General features: G+C 42.2%; 16 protein-coding genes. 12 read left to right on the forward strand and 4 right to left on the reverse strand.

Annotated features, from left to right (window positions below; translation table 11 throughout):
- The first annotated feature begins 291 nt into the window (after positions 1 to 291).
- The 5 genes from V7K44_RS26980 (at position 292) to V7K44_RS27000 (ending at position 5,170) form a co-directional block, all read left to right on the forward strand.
- Positions 292 to 1,128: an SDR family oxidoreductase gene (locus V7K44_RS26980; protein WP_334936144.1), complete on the forward strand. Its 837-nt coding sequence runs from the start codon at positions 292 to 294 to the stop codon at positions 1,126 to 1,128.
- Between the two features lie 3 nt (positions 1,129 to 1,131).
- A complete protein-coding gene (locus V7K44_RS26985) occupies positions 1,132 to 2,400 on the forward strand; it encodes a lactate racemase domain-containing protein (protein WP_334936146.1) in 1,269 nt (422 codons plus the stop codon).
- A gap of 195 nt (positions 2,401 to 2,595) precedes the next feature.
- Positions 2,596 to 3,231 carry a dTMP kinase gene (gene tmk / locus V7K44_RS26990; protein WP_334936148.1) on the forward strand — a complete coding sequence of 212 codons (636 nt, stop codon included), beginning with the start codon at positions 2,596 to 2,598 and terminating at the stop codon, positions 3,229 to 3,231.
- A 91-nt stretch (positions 3,232 to 3,322) separates the two neighbouring features.
- A complete protein-coding gene (locus V7K44_RS26995; RefSeq protein ID WP_334936150.1) occupies positions 3,323 to 3,862 on the forward strand; it encodes a hypothetical protein in 540 nt (179 codons plus the stop codon).
- A gap of 444 nt (positions 3,863 to 4,306) precedes the next feature.
- Positions 4,307 to 5,170, forward strand: coding sequence for a class I SAM-dependent methyltransferase (locus V7K44_RS27000; protein ID WP_334936152.1), 864 nt, complete (start codon positions 4,307 to 4,309; stop codon positions 5,168 to 5,170).
- A 307-nt stretch (positions 5,171 to 5,477) separates the two neighbouring features.
- Here V7K44_RS27000 and V7K44_RS27005 read toward each other — a convergent pair whose 3' ends face one another.
- A complete protein-coding gene (locus V7K44_RS27005) occupies positions 5,478 to 7,490 on the reverse strand; it encodes a protein phosphatase 2C domain-containing protein (RefSeq protein ID WP_334936153.1) in 2,013 nt (670 codons plus the stop codon).
- Between the two features lie 238 nt (positions 7,491 to 7,728).
- Between V7K44_RS27005 and V7K44_RS27010 the strand changes: the two genes are divergently transcribed.
- The 4 genes from V7K44_RS27010 (at position 7,729) to V7K44_RS27025 (ending at position 14,065) form a co-directional block, all read left to right on the forward strand.
- Positions 7,729 to 8,163, forward strand: a complete 435-nt coding sequence (locus V7K44_RS27010) for an NfeD family protein (protein WP_334936155.1) — start codon at positions 7,729 to 7,731, stop codon at positions 8,161 to 8,163.
- Positions 8,164 to 8,345: 182 nt separating this feature from the next.
- The gene (locus V7K44_RS27015; protein WP_334936157.1) at positions 8,346 to 9,353 is read left to right on the forward strand and encodes an SPFH domain-containing protein; all 1,008 of its coding nucleotides are present in this window, start codon (positions 8,346 to 8,348) and stop codon (positions 9,351 to 9,353) included.
- 77 nt (positions 9,354 to 9,430) lie between these two features.
- On the forward strand, positions 9,431 to 13,888 hold the full coding sequence (locus V7K44_RS27020; RefSeq protein ID WP_334936159.1) for an NACHT domain-containing protein: 4,458 nt from the start codon (positions 9,431 to 9,433) through the stop codon (positions 13,886 to 13,888).
- A gap of 54 nt (positions 13,889 to 13,942) precedes the next feature.
- Complete coding sequence (locus V7K44_RS27025) at positions 13,943 to 14,065, forward strand: hypothetical protein (protein ID WP_334936161.1); 123 nt, start codon at positions 13,943 to 13,945, stop codon at positions 14,063 to 14,065.
- On the opposite strand, the gene V7K44_RS27030 is transcribed toward V7K44_RS27025, so the two are convergent.
- Positions 14,054 to 14,476 carry a type II toxin-antitoxin system VapC family toxin gene (locus V7K44_RS27030; protein WP_334936163.1) on the reverse strand — a complete coding sequence of 141 codons (423 nt, stop codon included), beginning with the start codon at positions 14,474 to 14,476 and terminating at the stop codon, positions 14,054 to 14,056. The genes V7K44_RS27025 and V7K44_RS27030 overlap by 12 nt on opposite strands.
- Positions 14,473 to 14,709: a type II toxin-antitoxin system Phd/YefM family antitoxin gene (locus V7K44_RS27035; RefSeq protein WP_334936165.1), complete on the reverse strand. Its 237-nt coding sequence runs from the start codon at positions 14,707 to 14,709 to the stop codon at positions 14,473 to 14,475. Before V7K44_RS27035 ends, V7K44_RS27030 begins: the two co-directional genes overlap by 4 nt.
- 283 nt (positions 14,710 to 14,992) lie before the next feature.
- Here V7K44_RS27035 and V7K44_RS27040 point away from each other — a divergent pair, with 283 nt between their 5' ends.
- Complete coding sequence (locus V7K44_RS27040) at positions 14,993 to 15,562, forward strand: Uma2 family endonuclease (protein ID WP_334936167.1); 570 nt, start codon at positions 14,993 to 14,995, stop codon at positions 15,560 to 15,562.
- A gap of 78 nt (positions 15,563 to 15,640) precedes the next feature.
- Here V7K44_RS27040 and V7K44_RS27045 read toward each other — a convergent pair whose 3' ends face one another.
- Complete coding sequence (locus V7K44_RS27045; RefSeq protein ID WP_334936169.1) at positions 15,641 to 16,042, reverse strand: Fur family transcriptional regulator; 402 nt, start codon at positions 16,040 to 16,042, stop codon at positions 15,641 to 15,643.
- A gap of 145 nt (positions 16,043 to 16,187) precedes the next feature.
- Here V7K44_RS27045 and purS point away from each other — a divergent pair, with 145 nt between their 5' ends.
- Entirely contained in the window at positions 16,188 to 16,466 is a 279-nt protein-coding gene (gene purS / locus V7K44_RS27050; RefSeq protein WP_322667807.1) for a phosphoribosylformylglycinamidine synthase subunit PurS, read from the forward strand.
- A gap of 143 nt (positions 16,467 to 16,609) precedes the next feature.
- On the forward strand, positions 16,610 to 17,281 hold the full coding sequence (purQ, locus tag V7K44_RS27055; RefSeq protein WP_334936172.1) for a phosphoribosylformylglycinamidine synthase subunit PurQ: 672 nt from the start codon (positions 16,610 to 16,612) through the stop codon (positions 17,279 to 17,281).
- Positions 17,282 to 17,401: the final 120 nt, after the last annotated feature.

The following is a 17,401-nucleotide window of genomic DNA, read 5'->3' on the forward strand; positions in this document are numbered from 1 at the left end:
TCGAAATGGTTATCCTTCCATCACAATTGCTCAAAGATTTCTCTCTAATGATATTGACAAACTTCTTGCCCTTGTGGAATGAATCAGCCCTGCCTTAAAAAGGGGGGACTAAGAGTTTTTTAAAGTCCCCCTTCTTAAGGGGGATTTAGGGGGATCTAAAAACTTAGCAGGCTAAACGAGTAGTTTGAAAACACGCCCTAGTCCTAGCTACAGAGGAAATCTGCAAACCCAGATAAAATATTGACTTTTTTAATTACAAATTACGAATTTAAATGAGCGGGGGAATGGTTGATGCCAGATTTGATTTTAAGTAAACTTTTTAGTTTGAAGGAGCGGGTAGCTGTAGTTACTGGTGGTTCTGGTGTGCTTGGTGGGGCTATGGCAAGGGGTTTGGCTCTGGCTGGAGCGCGAGTGGTCGTTTTGGGTCGCAATGAAGTTAGGGCGGGGGCGGTGGTGGCTGAGATTACTGCTAACGGTGGAGAAAGTATCGCTGTGGTGGCAGATGTTAGCGATCGCTCCCAATTAGAAATCGCTAGGGATGTTATTATACAGCGTTGGGGTGAAATAGATATCTTGGTTAATATGGCTGGTGGTAATATTCCGGCTGCAACAATTACTCCTGATGCGACTATTTTTGATATGCCACATACAGCCTTTGAGGAAGTGGTTAGCCTCAATTTAGTTGGTACTCTACTACCTTGTCAGGTTTTTGGTCAAGCAATGGTGGAAAGAAGTCAGCCCCACGGTTGCATTGTGAATATTTCTTCTATGTCTGCTATTCGCGCGATCAGTCGGGTGGTTGGCTACTCAGCGGCGAAAGCGGGGATAGATAACTTTACTCGCTGGCTAGCTGTAGAACTCGCCCAAAAATATGGTGATGGAATGCGAGTAAATGCGATCGCACCAGGGTTTTTTATTGGGGAACAAAATCGAGATTTACTCCTAAATGCAGATGGTAGTTTGACCAAACGAGGGCAAAAAATTATTGACCATACCCCCGCCGGACGTTTCGGAAAACCAGATGAATTACTCAGCACCTTGATCTGGTTATGTAGTTCTGGTTCTAGTTTCGTCAACGGGGTAGTTGTGCCCGTAGATGGTGGATTTAGTATCTACAGTGGAGTTTAATCTATGTATTCACTAGCTGTAAATAACGGGACACTTTCAGATGAGCAAGTTTTCGGGCTAGTTCAGCAAGCTTTCGCAGACCCTAAGTTTGATGGACAGCGCATCTTGGTGTTAATTCCAGATAGTACCCGCACTGCTCCCATCCCGCAAATGTTTCGATTGCTTCATCAGGAGTTGGGTCAAAGGGTTGCATCTCTAGATTTTTTGATCGCTCTGGGTACACATAATCCCATGAGTGAAGAACAAATCAATCACTTGGTGGGAGTGACACAGAAGGAGCGAGAAACAACTTTTAAAAAAGTTCGCATCTTTAACCATCTTTGGAATGAGCCAGATACCTTTATTTCTTGTGGAATAATTTCGGCAGAAGAGATAGCAGAAATTAGTAATGGAATGCTGCATCAGTCAGTTGATGTGCGTATTAATAAGCTTGTAACAGAATACGATTTGATCGTGATTTGCGGCCCAGTTTTTCCCCACGAAGTTGTCGGTTTTTCTGGTGGCAATAAATATTTTTTCCCTGGTATTGGTGGTCAAGAAGTAATTAATCTCTCCCACTGGTTAGGTGCTTTAATTACTTGTTACGAAATTATTGGTACGCTGGGAATCACACCAGTCCGGCGTTTGATTAACCGAGCCGCTAACCTGATTTCTACCCCGAAACTTTGTTTAGCGATGGTAGTCGCACCCAAAACAAATCAGCTAGCTGGACTTTATATAGATCAACCAGAGTCAGCTTGGGAAGATGCTGCAAAATTATCAGCTAAACTGCATATTAAATATGTAGATCGGTCTTTTAAACAAGTGCTTTCAGTCATGCCCCAAATGTATGATGACATTTGGACAGCAGCCAAAGGAATGTACAAGCTAGAGCCAGTAGTGGCCGACGGAGGCGAAGTAATTATATATGCGCCTCATATTACCGAGTTTAGCTATACACACGGCGAAATTCTGTCCCAAGTTGGCTATCATGTGCGGGATTACTTTCTCAAACAGTGGCATAAATTTCAAGACTATCCTGCTGGAGTGCTAGCCCATAGTACTCACTTAAAAGGGATGGGTACTTTTGATCCGATAAAAGGAGAACAAGCGCGGATTCGCGTCACTTTAGCTACTGGCATTTCTGCTGAACGGTGTGCTGCTCATAACTTGAACTATCGTGACCCGGCGACCATTCAACCGACAGAATGGGCGAATCGAGAGGACGAAGGTATATTGCTTGTGCCCAAGGCTGGCGAGATACTGTACCGTCTCAGTTACGGCAATTTGTGAGACAACTAAATCATAGACGCGATAAATCGCCGTCTCTACAAGTGTTTTGGTCTTATCTGAACTGTATTGAATCATAAATTGCGATATCTACGATGGGCTACGCCTACGCGATCGCAGCTTAAGATTTTACACTTCGCGCTATTCTTGATCTGATGAAACGTCAGCGAATCAGTTTATAGCAGCAAACAAAAAAGCATGGGTGGGAAATTAATTGTATTTGAAGGGGTGGAAGGCTGTGGCAAAACCAGCCAAATGCAGCTTTGTTCTGAGTGGTTGGAAAGTCTCGGTGTTTCTGTGGTGGTAACTCGCGAACCTGGGGGAACAGAGTTAGGTTTACATCTTCGCCGCTTGCTATTAGAAAAGGCAGAGGACAAGCCAGTTGCAGAATTGACAGAACTTTTATTGTATGCTGCTGACCGATCCCAACACGTTGAACAAGAGCTTAAACCAAATCTCGCAGCTGGAAAATATATTTTATGCGATCGCTACACTGACTCTACCATTGCCTACCAAGGATATGGTCGCGGTCTGAACATGAGTTTAATCAATCAGCTGAATAATATTGCCACTGGTGGTTTAGAAAGCGATCTAACTATTTGGCTAGATGTCGATGTCGAAGTGGGACTTTCCCGCAAACGGGGAGATGGAGTCGGACTAGACCGCATTGAACAGGAGACAATCGCTTTTCATCGCCGCGTTCAACAAGGATACGCACATTTAGCAGTATCCTATCCCTCACGAATTGTTCGGGTTGATGGCAGCTTGAGTAAAGAAGCTGTACAACAGATAATTCAAGGAATTTTATGCGCACACTTGCACTTGGCAAGGTAGGGCAAACATAAACCTAAAAGTTTTTTATGAGAGTTTGGGCAAACTAGATATGGAAAAAGGTCTAGTTAATACAAGGCAGTAGTAAGAAATAATGGATTATAAGCGTCTGGATTATATCAAAAATGTCACAGACCAAGGTAATGAAACAGAGTGGGCGTATCCTGAATATCCTATTAAAGCTTACTTTCGGTTGAACTTTAAAAGACGTGAAAGTACAAGAGTAGTAGAATCTCACGCCCATAAATTACCAAAAGGATCTCTTATCATCCTTTCTCAAGTACCGCATGAGTGCAAAAACGATATCACAGGAGAGCAAAAAAAAATACCTGATGGGTGCAATAAGAGATACCTGACACACGTAGTTGAACTGGTTAATGAGGGAAGTGAGGATGAACCTCAATGGGTAAATGATACGTGGGGGATTTTTCGATGGGTTAAGGTTCATTGGATTGCTGATTTGAGGAATTGGGACAGTATTCCTGTTGATCAGCAGGTAATGCGAGCCAGATGGGGTTGCCATAACACTTGCGCTAAATCGTTGTCTGGTAACAAGTTAATGAAGGAGTGGTGTAATATCGATAATTTAAGAGAACACTTAATAGAAAAATTGAATTTGAAAGCCATAAAATAATTTGGAACCCTCAGAACCCAGTAGAACTGGGAATTTAAAAGCCATGCCACAGCGATTGTGAATGCGCTGTGTGGGCGAGACCCCAAACTTCACAACTCCACTATCCCTGCTTCTTGAGCTACGGTGTATACACAAGTCAAATTACCCCCCTTAATCCCCCCGATATATTGGGGGGAAACAGGAATCTAGTTCCCTCCCCAATACATACGGGGAGGGTTAATCATAGTCCCCTCTCGAAGAGCGGGGAGGGGGTTGGGGGTGGGGTTCTTGTACCTAACTCAACTGAGAACCGCTATATCAGACTTAAGTGGTTTTAAATTTTCTGGATTACCTTTAGGGTTAGGCATTGTTGAGAGATGTAAGACTTTTCTATATCCTATATACCCAAAGGGTTTGCTGTCGCTATTAACCCTTATGCTGAAGGGGACAATGAAAACAACAGCTATGAAATTTGCACAAAATCTCATCCCCCGCCAAGGCTTACTGAAAGCCCTGACTCTAGCTTTCCTCGTCTTGGCATCCGTAATGCCCCCCAATGTTCTAGCCAACGAGAGCGAAAAAGCGACATTCAACGGCACAACTACACTTCAAACTATACTCACCAGCAGTCATCGCTCAGAGCAGAATCGTCTTCGAGACAAGTACCGCCACCCAGCCCAGACCCTGGAATTCTTCGGTCTGCGCCCAAATATGACGGTGGTTGAATTGTGGCCAGGTACCGGCTGGTATACTGAGATATTAGCCCCATTTCTAGCGCCCAAGGGACAACTGATAGTTACTAACTTTGCTCCTAGCACAAGTAAACCTGCTTTGGCTTTGCAAGAGAAACTGGCAGCTAATTCAGAGGTTTTTGGTAAGGTCAAAGTAGCCCAAATCAATCCCCCAAATGAACTTACCCTAGCCCCAAAAAACTCTGTGGATATGGTTGTTACTTTCCGCAATATTCATAACTGGGTGAAAGCTGGCTATGCCGAGCAGGTTTACGCGGCGGCTTACAAAGCATTGAAGCCAGGGGGCATCTTAGGAGTGGAAGAACACCGCGCCCTTAGAGGGACTTCTTTACAAGAGAGTATTAAAACAGGCTATATGTCTGAAGATGGGGTAATTGCTGCTGTCGAGAAAGCTGGCTTCAAATTAGTGGGCAAATCAGAGATTAATGCTAACCCCAAAGATACCAAAGACTATCCGGGCGGAGTTTGGACACTACCTCCAACTTTGAGCCAAGGTGAAAAAGACAGGCAACGCTTCCTAACTATAGGGGAAAGCGATCGCATGACCCTCAAGTTCATCAAACCCAAAGCCTTGTAAGAGGGAGACGATTGAATGTGAAGACAACTTGCCTTCTGATAATCGCACAAATGGCAGCTTTCAAGCGATCGCTATTTTCTTCTCCGTCACTCTGAATGTACAAGTAGTTCTTGTCAAGATTGCAACATTTCTGCCAAACATTGCAATATTCCTCATTAACATTGCAATCTTTCTCCCAAATATTGCAATATTCCTCATCAACATTGCAATGTTTTTCCCAAATATTGCAATATTTCTCATCAACATTACAATATTCCTTATTAATACTGCCATCTTTCTCATCAACATTAAAATATTTCGGTATAATCTATTTCCCAGTCGGACACGCTGACTGCACTTTTTGGGGAAGTTGCCGACACATCTGTTGGAATCCTTGAGGATTAATTTGCCACCAAGCAAATAATCCCAGACTTGTACCCCCTACAAGCAACGCCAACACCCCTCCCAGTATTACCAAAGGTTTACCCAGCTTCGGTTTTGTAATTAAAGTTGGTGGAATTTCTGGGTTGAGAGGTGGTTCCTCTGAAAGATCCAAATCTAGATCCAAATCTAAATCTAAATCTAGCAAAGCTTGCGAACTTTCTGTAAAAGAAGTTGGTTCTTCTAGTTCCTCTAATTCTTCTAGTTCTTCTAGTTCCTCTAGTTCCTCTTCCTGTATTTCTGCTTCTATAATCTCTTCTGGCAACGCCGGAGTCACAGGTACTAAGTATTCTGGAGAGACACGACAATAAGTCATCACAACCGATGTATTATCACGCCCATTTTTTTCGTTTGCCAAGTTAATCCAGTTACGGACAGCATCTTCAACTGTCATTTGCCCCGTTAACACGGGTATTGCATAATCCTGCCAAGAATGTTCCACCCAGTTATTATCACTTAAACCATCAGAACACAGCAGCAAAATGCCATCTTCTTCCAGAATAAATCGCTGAAGCTTGAGACGCAAAGATTCTGAATCTCTTGTCCCCAATGCTTGAGTTAAGGCACTTGCATCTGGTCTAAAAAGTGCCTTTCGATACAAGCTTTTAGCAAGGCGTACTTCTCGCGTTGCCACATCATCATCTACTGTCAGTAGCTGGCAATAATTGCGAGTAATCCAATAGGCACGGCTATCGCCAACATTAGCCAAATAAAGCTCATGGGTATTATTTGATTGCCACCCAGTACTTGTCTGGATTCGTTGTGGAACTTGCAACGCCATGACAATAGTTGTAGCCATGCGTTCTTTGCCCTGGCGTTTTTGTTCGTTATTGCGGGCACAAATTACATTATTTACCACCCGTAAGCTTGCTTCTAATTGTTCCTGCAACAACTCAGGTGGAAAAAGTGCAGTTTGTTCTGTTACCTCAGTTAGTAAAGCGCGAATTTGCAACTTTACAGACTGCACTGCCAACTGACTCGCAACCTCACCGCCTTCATGCCCGCCAATGCCATCGCAAACAATCGACAAGTGGCGCAATAAAGGTTCATCTAAATCACTCAAACTATTGGGATAGCAAGCATCTTCATTTTGCGCCATCATTGGGCCAATATCTGTAGAACCTGCCACCTTTAAGACTAATGGCAATTCTGCCGCAGCCGCTAGTAGTAAATTATTGAGTTGAATATTAATTTCCTCTAACTCAATCTCAGTTTCACACATCTGCTGGACAATGTTCTGTAACGCTTTAGCTACTGATGCCTTTGCAGAAACTACCCAAAACTGCCAACACTCTCCCAGATTTTGTAAACTCAGCTTTTCATCAGCTGATGTTTGGTAGAGTTCCAACAGTTGCACACACCAACCTTCGACTCTCAAATTGTCTACTACTAGTAAACTGCGGCTAAGTCCTAATTCTGCTAGAGGTGTCCAAAGTTGGAGAATTTGCCACAGCCAATAAACTTGTCGTACTGCCGTTGCTTCCTCCCAAGCCTCAACAATAGTTGGATAGATATTTCCTGTTCTGTCTATCGGTGCATTTTCCAATAAGAGGATATCAGTTGTATCTTGCTCAAGATTACTAGCAAATCCATAAGCCTGGGGCAGATGCAACCGTTCTTGATATAACTGTAAATAAGGAATTACTTCCGTTGGCAATTCTTCAGGTACATCTGGCGGCAGTCCCGGTTGAGTATCCAGCCAAATCTGTTGTTTAATTACCTCATACCTATCTGCTACCTTTGTGCCTGGTGGGATGCAAGCAGACAATGAGCCAGTCGCCCAAAGATAGCGATGAACCAAAGGAGTTTGGCAACTAGCACAAACGTTATCTCCCATCGGATTAATGGGGCTATTACAGCGTGGATTTATACAAAAAATTATCAGTTGAGTAGAAATCATAAAACAGGAGTCAGGAGTCAGAATTCTTCTTTATACATAAACTTCGATTAACTTTAGCTGGCAATGAATTGAAGGCTAGAATAAACTGGACTTGTGTACTGCTAGCTACACCTTGTTACTGAAATTAATCAAAATTATTGGTAGAAATACCCAGTTTTGTTTTCTGTAAATAACTTATGTCTGGCTGTATCTAATCGTAGAAATGCATTTACGTCAATGTAGAGACTAGGATGGCGCTATGCCAAGTTTTACCTTAATCTGGCTTTTGGCAGGAGCAGTTTTGTGTTTAACAGAACTGTTTTTACCATCGGCGTTTGTCGCCTTCATGATGGGAATTAGCGCTTTTGTGGTGGCGCTGCTGTCTGGAGTGGGTATGGGAAGTGTATGGTTGCAAATTGTGGTTTGGCTCTTGCTTTCCACAATACTAATCGTGCTTTCTCGTCGGTTTTTGCAACCAAGACAACGCAAATCAAAAATTCGGGATGCAGTCATAGCTGAAACCTTAACAGAAATTCTGCCTGGAAAAACAGGGCGGGTGCGGTATGAGGGAAATTCTTGGCAAGCAAGATGTGACGATGACAAATTTACCATACCACCGCATCAAAGAGTTTATGTGGTTAGGAGGGAAGGTACTACTTTGATTGTTGTACCGGAAAATCTGTTGAATTCTTAGGAAGGAGGCAGGGGGCAGGGGGCAGGGGGCAGGGGGCAGGGGGCAGGGGGCAGGGGGCAGGGGGCAGGGGGCAGGGGGCAGGGGGCAGGGGGCAGTAGTTCCTCGTCTTCTTTTGCTACCTTATCCCTTACTCTCTTCTTCTTTTGAGTGACATTTAATACTTAAAAATTAGGAGATTCACAATGGAACAGTTTTTTTTACTAGTATTTTTAGCTCTTGGTGGTTCTGCTGTGGCAGGTTCTGTGAAAGTCATCAATCAGGGTAATCAAGCTTTGGTGGAAAGATTGGGTAGCTATAACAAAAAACTAGAACCAGGACTAAACTTTGTCGTTCCTTTCTTAGATAGAGTTGTCTACCGAGAAACTATCCGCGAAAAAGTCTTAGATATTCCTCCCCAACAGTGCATCACTCGTGACAACGTTGGCATTGAGGTAGATGCGGTGTTTTACTGGCGCATCGTGGATATGGAAAAAGCCTGGTACAAGGTAGAAAATCTCCAGTCGGCAATGGTAAATATGGTGTTGACTCAAATTCGCGCCGAAATGGGACAACTGGAGTTAGATCAAACCTTTACTGCTCGTTCTCACATCAGTGAGCTTTTATTACAGGATTTGGATGTTGCTACCGATCCTTGGGGTGTAAAAGTGACACGGGTAGAACTGAGAGATATTATTCCGTCTCAGGCAGTGCGAGAATCGATGGAATTGCAAATGTCGGCAGAACGACGCAAACGGGCAGCAATTTTAACTTCTGAGGGTGAACGCGAAGCTTCTGTCAATAGCGCCAGAGGTAAAGCTGAGGCGCAAATCTTGGATGCAGAAGCTCGTCAAAAATCGACAATTCTGCAAGCAGAAGCTGAACAAAAGTCGCTTGTTCTGAAGGCTCAAGCAGAACGTCAGCAACAAGTTTTGAAAGCCCAAGCGATCGCAGAATCAGCAGAAATTATAGCCCAAAAGCTCCAGACAAATCCCAATGCCAATAAAGCAGTGGAAGTACTGTTTGCCTTGGGTTATTTGGATATGGGCGCAACAATTGGTAGAAGCGATAGCAGCAAGGTACTATTTATAGATCCGCGTACTATTCCTGCTGCTTTCGAGGGTATGCGTTCCGTTATCTCAAATGGTCAAATTGACTCTAACGAGTTGTTTTCCAAGCAAATCCCAGGATTAGAAAATAATCGCCCTAGTTAGGAGTAAGAACTGGAGAGTGGAGACAAGGGAACAAGTTTCTTCCTTGTCTCTTTCTAAAAACTAATGACAAATGACTAATGATAATTAACCCAGAACAGGTTATCAACGCTATTATTGCGATCGCGAATCCTTTAATTAAGGAAAAAATTCAGCGCAATGAGACTGTAATTAAATTACTTCAGCAGTTTAATCTTTCTCCAGAGCATCCACCAGCAGATTTTAGTGGCGTTTATGCTTATGCACTGGTAGAGTACGGCGTTGGAAAACCCAAGCCTTGTTTAGAACTTTTTCGCCAAGAAGCAATAAAACAGGCTTTTCGCAAAGCATTTGACCATAATAACCCCTCAATTTTACTTTCTGAGGTTGATGCTTGGCTTAATGCATACTCGTTGGGTGATGACATTAGAAGTTTGGGAATTGACATTAGACGAGAAATTGCCGCATTTTATATTGTTTTTGCCGAAGTTGCTAAACGCACTCGCAACCCAGCAGACACACTAATGAGTCAACAAATTGGCTCTTTACAAAAACGCATTGCTAATATCCAAGAATTACTCGATAGGTTGCCGACGCTAGAAGGTATTCGTACAGAAATAGCGCGGTTGGCTGCATCAAGTTCTCCCACACTACCGGAAGCTGAAACATCTACCGAAAATCAATGTCGAGCCATAGCCCTAGCTCAACAAATGCGCGGCTGGTTTGAAACCTTGGGCTACCGCTTTGAAAAGTATGAAATTTGGGGCGATTCATATTTTGAGTGGATTATTAATGTTCCGACACGGCGTAACCGATATGACCGCATCCTAATCCGGGGAATTGAAGGGGAAGTTGGACTCAAGGATGTAGCTCTTTTGCGTTCTTCTGTGGAACAGCAGAGAACTGATGAAGGTTGGTTAGTAACAGCAAGACGGATTGCCCGCGCGGCGCGCAATGAAGTGGAAAAGGAGGAAAATCGCCACTTAGGTTGTTATACTTTTGACGAACTCATTGACCAAGATGCTGATTTTAGCGATTATCTCGATTGGTTAGAAGCGGAAATTATCCGGCGGCAAATCGATACAAAATATGTTCCTCTAGCTTGCACAAAAGAGGAAATTGACCCCGATACTAAACAGCGTATCGGCATCAGTCACTATAGCGATCGCGATGGTTGGATTGATGGTTATATTGATATGTGGTTGGACGATCCAGCCAAAGAGCATATTTCTATACTAGGAGAATTTGGTACGGGGAAAACTTGGTTTGCCTTCCATTATGCTTGGGTGGCATTGCAACGTTATCGAGATGCCCAAAAACGCGGTGTTGAACGTCCCCGCTTGCCTTTGGTAATTACGCTGCGGGATTTTGCCAAAGCGATAAATGTCGAGAACGTTTTAGCGGGGTTCTTTTTTACACAACATAATATTCGTTTAACTAGCGAAGTCTTTGACCAACTTAACCAGATGGGCAAATTGCTGCTAATTTTCGATGGTTTTGACGAAATGGCAGCAAAAGTTGACCGTCAGCAGATGATTAATAACTTTTGGGAACTGGCAAAAGTAGTGGTTCCGGGTGCCAAGGTTATTTTGACTTGTCGCACTGAACATTTTCCTGATGCAAAGGAAGGACGCGCTTTACTCAATGCCGAGTTGCAAGCTTCTACTAAGCAACTAACAGGGGAAACACCGCAGTTTGAAGTGCTGGAACTTGAGAAATTTAACGACGAGCAAATTCGGCTGGTGTTGTCGCATCAAACGGAAGCTGCAACAGTTGAACAAGTAATGGGAAATCCGCAATTATTGGATTTAGCCCGTCGTCCGGTGATGACAGAGTTAATTTTGGAAGCTTTGCCAGATATTGAGGCGGGTAAACCTGTGGATATGTCACGGGTTTACTTATACGCGGTGCGGCGGAAAATGGAACGGGATATTAAGAGCGATCGCACTTTTACTTCTTTGGCAGAAAAGTTATACTTTTTGTGCGAACTTTCTTGGGAAATGCTGTCTACAGACGAAATGAGCCTCAATTATCGGCTGTTCCCTGACAGAATTCGACGGTTATTTGGTTCGGTGGTGCAGGAAGAAAAAGATTTAGACCACTGGCATTACGACATGATGGGGCAAACAATGCTCATCCGCAATGCTGATGGCGACTATACTCCAGCACATCGCTCGCTGTTAGAGTTTTTTGTAGCGTATAAATTTGCAGCAGAATTGGGAGCATTATCTAGCGATTTTACTGAGTTAGCGCGAGTGCGCTTCCAGATAAATCATGATGCTGTACCTATTGATTATAATTGGTCTGCTTATTTCAGTCGTCAAGTAGACGCAGCTGGAGAGATTTTACCTGCTGCGGCACTGAAGGGATTTGTCAGTGAATCGTTGGAGAAATTGAGGGTGACTTTTGGTAAAGCACCTTTAACAAAAGCGGTGATGGATTTGCTGGTAGGGATGATTGATGTTGAGGCGAAGGAATCAGTAATTAAGATTATTGAGGAGACGCAGGGGAAAAGTGAAGATGAGGTTGGTTATGTTGGGGGAAACGCAGCAACAGTTGTGGTAAAGATTGACAAGTTTGCTTTGAATGGAAGAAATTTAAGCGGTGCTGTGCTTAAAGGTGCTGATTTTAGTGAGGCTAGCTTGCATCATGTTAATCTTGCACAAGCAAATTTGGTTGACAGTATTTTTACTAAAGTATTTGGTGCAATTTTCTCAGTTGCGTATAGTTTTGATAGTCAATTTGTAGCTACTGGTGATGGTGAAGGTATTGTTCGTATATGGAAAGTTGCTACTGGCGAAGAAATTTTGACTTGTAATGGACATACTAACGCAATACTTTCGGTTGACTTTAGTCACGATAGTAATAAAGTTGCTAGCAGTAGTCACGATAAAACTATAAGGTTATGGGATACACGCACTGGTAAATGCTTAACAATTTTACAAGGACACAATAATTCTGTAAATTCAGTTGCTTTCTGTTCTCAAGGTAAGATTCTTGCTAGTGGTAGTAATGACCAAACAGTAAGATTATGGGATATTAAAACTGGTAAATGCTTACAGATTTTGCTGGGGCATACTAATTTAGTACACTCAATTGTATTTAGTCCAGATGGTGAGATGCTTGCTAGTAGTAGTGCTGATTACACGATAAAATTATGGAATATTCAAACTAGCCAATGTTTAAAAACTTTAGAAGGACATAGAAACTCTGTAAAATCAGTTATTTTTAGTCCAGATGGTAAGATGCTTGCAAGTGGTAGTTATGATGAAACTATAAAATTATGGAATGTGAATACAGGCGAATGTAATTTAACCTTGCAAGGGCATGATATCTCATCATTAGTAGTTGCTTTTAGCCCTGATAGTAAAATAGTTGCTAGTAGCGGCGACGAAAATATCATATTTTGGGATGTAAAAACAGGTAAATGTCTAAAAACATTAAAGGGACACTTCAATTCAGTACGTTCAATTGCTTTTAGTCCAGATGGAGATACTCTTGTTAGCGGTAGCTATGACAAGACACTAAGATTTTGGAGTGTTACTACAGGTGAATGCCAAAAAGTTTTACAGGGACACAGCACTTGGATAAACTCTGTCGCTTTTAACTTAAATGGTGAGATGATTGTTAGTGCAGATGATGAGACAACAGTAAAATTATGGAATGTTGCCACTGGTAAATCTGTAAAAATTCTACAAGGTCACACCAATTGGGTGCAATCAGTTGCTCTTGATAAAGATGGTGAAATACTTGCTAGCGGTAGTGCTGATACAACAGTCAGATTATGGAATTTCCGCACAGGAGAATGCTTAAACATTTTGCGGGGACACAGTGATTGGGTGCAATCAATCGTTTTCTGCCCAAAAGCTCAGATAGTTGCTAGTGGTAGTGGTGACGGAAGTGTAAGATTATGGGATGTTAAACTGGGAGAATGCTGGAAAGTTTTTGAAGACAATCACTCAATACGCTCAGTTGCTTTCGGCCCCGATGGTGAAACATTAGCTATTAGCAATTATGGCGGAGAGATAAAGCTATGGAATATCTATACGAGTGAACTTCTTAAAACATTAGAAATTGGAAGGGGCCCTTGGACACGTTCAATAGCTTTTAGTGCAGATGGTAAACTTTTAGCTAGTGGTACTCTTAATGAAAGCGTTGGGTTATGGTGTCCATCCACGGGTAAATTATGGAAAACTTTACAAGGTCACACCAAATCAGTATCCGCAGTTGCTTTTAGTCCAGATGGTAAAACTCTAGCAAGTGGTGCAGACGACAAAACTGTAATACTTTGGGATATAAACAGTGGTAAATGCCTGAAAATTTTAGAATGTCATTCTCTTTGGATTCGTTCAGTTGCTTTTAGTCTGGATAGTAAAATGCTTGCTAGTTGTAGTTGTGATGGCACAATAATGCTTTGGAACACTAGCACAGGTAATTGTATACGAATCCTTAGACCAAAAAGACCTTACGAAGATATGAACATTACAGGCGTTACAGGTTTAACCGAATCTAAAAAAGCAACTCTCAAAGCATTAGGCGCTATGGAAGATGGAGCTTAATAATTTTAGCCTATTACACTTCTGGTAATTGTGGAATTAATAGAATTGTGAGAAATGGGGAATAAGTTTTTGGCGATACCTGACAGCAAATTCACACGATGTCTACGACGGGCTGTTCGGTATCGCGCTTGTGTAGGAAATGTGGCAGATGACGACTTAGTTGATTTACCGCAGTAACAAAACCTCAACTCCTAAAACTTCAGCACTTGTTCCTAAAGCTTCATCAGCCGTTACCAATCGGATATTATTTTGAAATGCGATCGCCAAATGTAGAGCATCCAGTGTAAGCAATGGTGTATCAAATCGACTAATCCACTCACGCGCTAAATTATAGTGAACCGCTTCCACCTTAATTTGAGTATAAAATCCACTATCTAAATCTGCTTGGAACCTCGCTACAATAGCTGTTGCATCCTGCTGAGATATTTCTCGCATTGTGACTCGACGCGATAGCGCAGAAACCAGTTCAACCTCAACCAATTGACTCAAACCAACTTCAGTTTCATTGATAAGTAACTGTTCAACTGCATCGCTTAAAGCTTCTGTCCAATATAAAGGAGCAATAATGCTTGTATCTAAATAAATCAACGACGTTTCTCTGTACGCGCATTTATGACGGTTGCACTCAAAGACTCACCCTCAATCGCCAGGGAATCTCGAAATTGTTTCATATTTGCTAACCGTTGTTCCTTTTGTAGCAGAGGAACTAAACGAGCTACAGCTTTATCTTGCTCCAGCAAAATTACTTCTTCTCCCCTAGCTACCTGTTCCAAGAAAGATTTTAAATTGATAGCTGCTTCTTCAATGCTAATTCGCAACACTTCATTACTCCTGTCGTTAAGCTTAAATATTAAATAAAATTTCCTGTTTACATTATTGTAATTGGATTTAGCCACTTTATATCTTATTCAGTAATATCTAAAAAATAGATATGGTGAAAGATAGTGAACACATTTTAGGTTCACCTCATATTTCATCTAAACTATTTGATAAAATTACAATTACTAGTAAGAAGAATCTGATGTCTACTACAGGCTACGCCTACGCAACGCTTGTCCCATACTTCTCATGATGAAATAATCAAATTTTGATAAGTTGTAAATTATGACATTATCTATTCAGCCAACCACAGGACTAAGTTTAGAAAAGTTCTTACAACTAGCAGAGACAAAACCAGCAAGCGAGTATTTCAACGGGCAAATATACCAAAAACCTATGCCACAAGGAAAACATAGCACTTTACAAATTGAATTAGCTTCTGCCATAAATCAAGTTGCAAAACCACAAAAATTAGCTTATGCCTTTACTGAACTACGCTGCACGTTTAGCGGATTTTCGATAGTACCAGATATTGCTGTGTTTGAATGGCCAAGAATTCCCCTTGATGCAAAAGGTAGTATTACCAATAAATTTGAGATTCCCCCAGATTGGATAATCGAAATTCTCTCACCAGAGCAATCAGCCAACCGAGTTATCCGCAAAATTACATTTTCTATTCAAAATGGAGCAAAGCTAGGTTGGTTGCTCGATTCTGCTGATGAGTCAATCATGATTTTTGAACCTAATAAATTACCAGAATTAAAAGAAAATCAAGATGTTTTGCCTGTTCTGAGTGTTTTGGAAAATTGGCAATTAACAGTTACAGACGTGTTTAGTTGGTTGAGTTTTGTTTGAATAAAGCATTGATTACAGAAAAATTCAGAATTCAAAAGTAAAACACGCTTTATTCCTGTCATAGAATTGGTATAACTATTAACCAATGTCAGTACCTTGATTTACCTGACATTGACTGCACAACCCAAAAAACTCTAGGGTGTGATAAAAAACTTTAAACTTATGGCTTGATTCTAATTGGTTTTCTAAGTCATGAACCGGGCATTGATTAATCGGAATTGAGACACCACATTGCAAGCAAGTAAGGTGGTGTTTATCTTGTTGTGCTAGGCTATAAAGGGCTTCACCGTTAGCCAAATTCCGCACTTGTACCATGCCTTCGAGTTTTAAGGCTTCTAGAGAACGGTAAACTGTTGCTAAACCCATACTCTGATTTGTATTACGTAGTTCTACGTAAATATCTTGGGCAGAAATGCCTTTTTTGATGGTTTTCAGCAGGTTGAAAATACGCTCTTGACTGCGGGTGCGTATGGCTCTCATAGACAATTATTTAAGTATGGCACTGTAGTTTGAAGCTGTTAAATGAGCTAATCGATCGATTAACTTTAACGGCTTCGTAATCTTATTTTCACTCAGTTGGAACAGAAAGTTATAGTATAGCGATCGCAGCATTCAGCAAAAGCCCGTGCAAACCAAGTATCTAGCCAAAATTTTCGTGACCCTTCGTCCTTCAGTCTTAGACCCCGCTGGTGTGGCTGTACAATCCGGTCTTAAGCAACTGGGATACGATAACGTTGACCAAGTGCGGATTGGCAAGTACATTGAACTCACCATCACCTCAACTGATGAGAAGAAAGCGCGTAAAGACCTTGATACCATTTGTGACCAAATGCTATCAAATCCCGTAATTGAAAATTACCGCTTTGAATTAATTGAGGTCGAAACTCAAACTGGGGTATTTTAGGGATTGGGCACAAGAGGCAGAGGGGCAGGGAGAAGGGTGCAGAGGAGAGGAATTTTTCCCCCGCTCCCTGCCCCCGCTCCCTGTCCCCCGCTCCCTGCTCCCCTGCTCCCTGCCTCCCTGCCTCCCCACTCCCCTAACTAATCATGAAATTCGGTGTTGTTGTTTTTCCCGGTTCTAATTGCGATCGCGATGTTGCTTATGTAACCAGAGATTTACTGGGGCAACCAACGCGCATGGTTTGGCATCAAGAAACAGATATTGCTGATTTGGATGTCGTTATTATACCTGGTGGCTTTAGTTACGGTGATTATCTGCGCTGTGGTGCGATCGCGCGTTTTTCACCCGTGATGCAACAGGTTGTAGAACACGCCCAAAAGGGTAAGTTTGTCCTCGGTATTTGCAACGGCTTTCAGGTATTAACTGAAGCTGGACTTTTGCCAGGGGTGTTAACCAGAAATCGGGATTTACATTTTATTTGCGATCGCGTCCCCTTGAAAGTTGAGCGTGCTAATCTATGGACGCAAGCTTATACAACTGGTGAAGTTATCACTTTGCCCATTGCCCACGGAGAGGGAAGATTCTACGCTGATGCAGCCACTCTCGCAGAAATTGAAGATAACGGGCAAGTCATATTTCGCTATGAAGGGGAGAATCCCAACGGTTCACTGAACAACATTGCCGGGATTTGCGATCGCCGGGGTAATGTATTGGGGATGATGCCGCATCCAGAAAGGGCATCAGACGCAACGCTAGGGGGTAGTGATGGCTTGAGGTTGTTTCAAGGCTTGCTAGAGAAGATAGCGGCATTAGCGTAGAGCAAATATTGGGCGATCGGTTGAGCGTTTTGCGATCGCTCAATCGATTTCTCATTTTTAAGCTAGTAGTTGTTAAAATTTAGAGCTAGCGTGTTCTAATCTTTTAGTAGACTTACAAAA

This window comes from Nostoc sp., assembly GCF_036917235.1.
Classification (GTDB): Bacteria; Cyanobacteriota; Cyanobacteriia; order Cyanobacteriales; family Nostocaceae; genus Nostoc.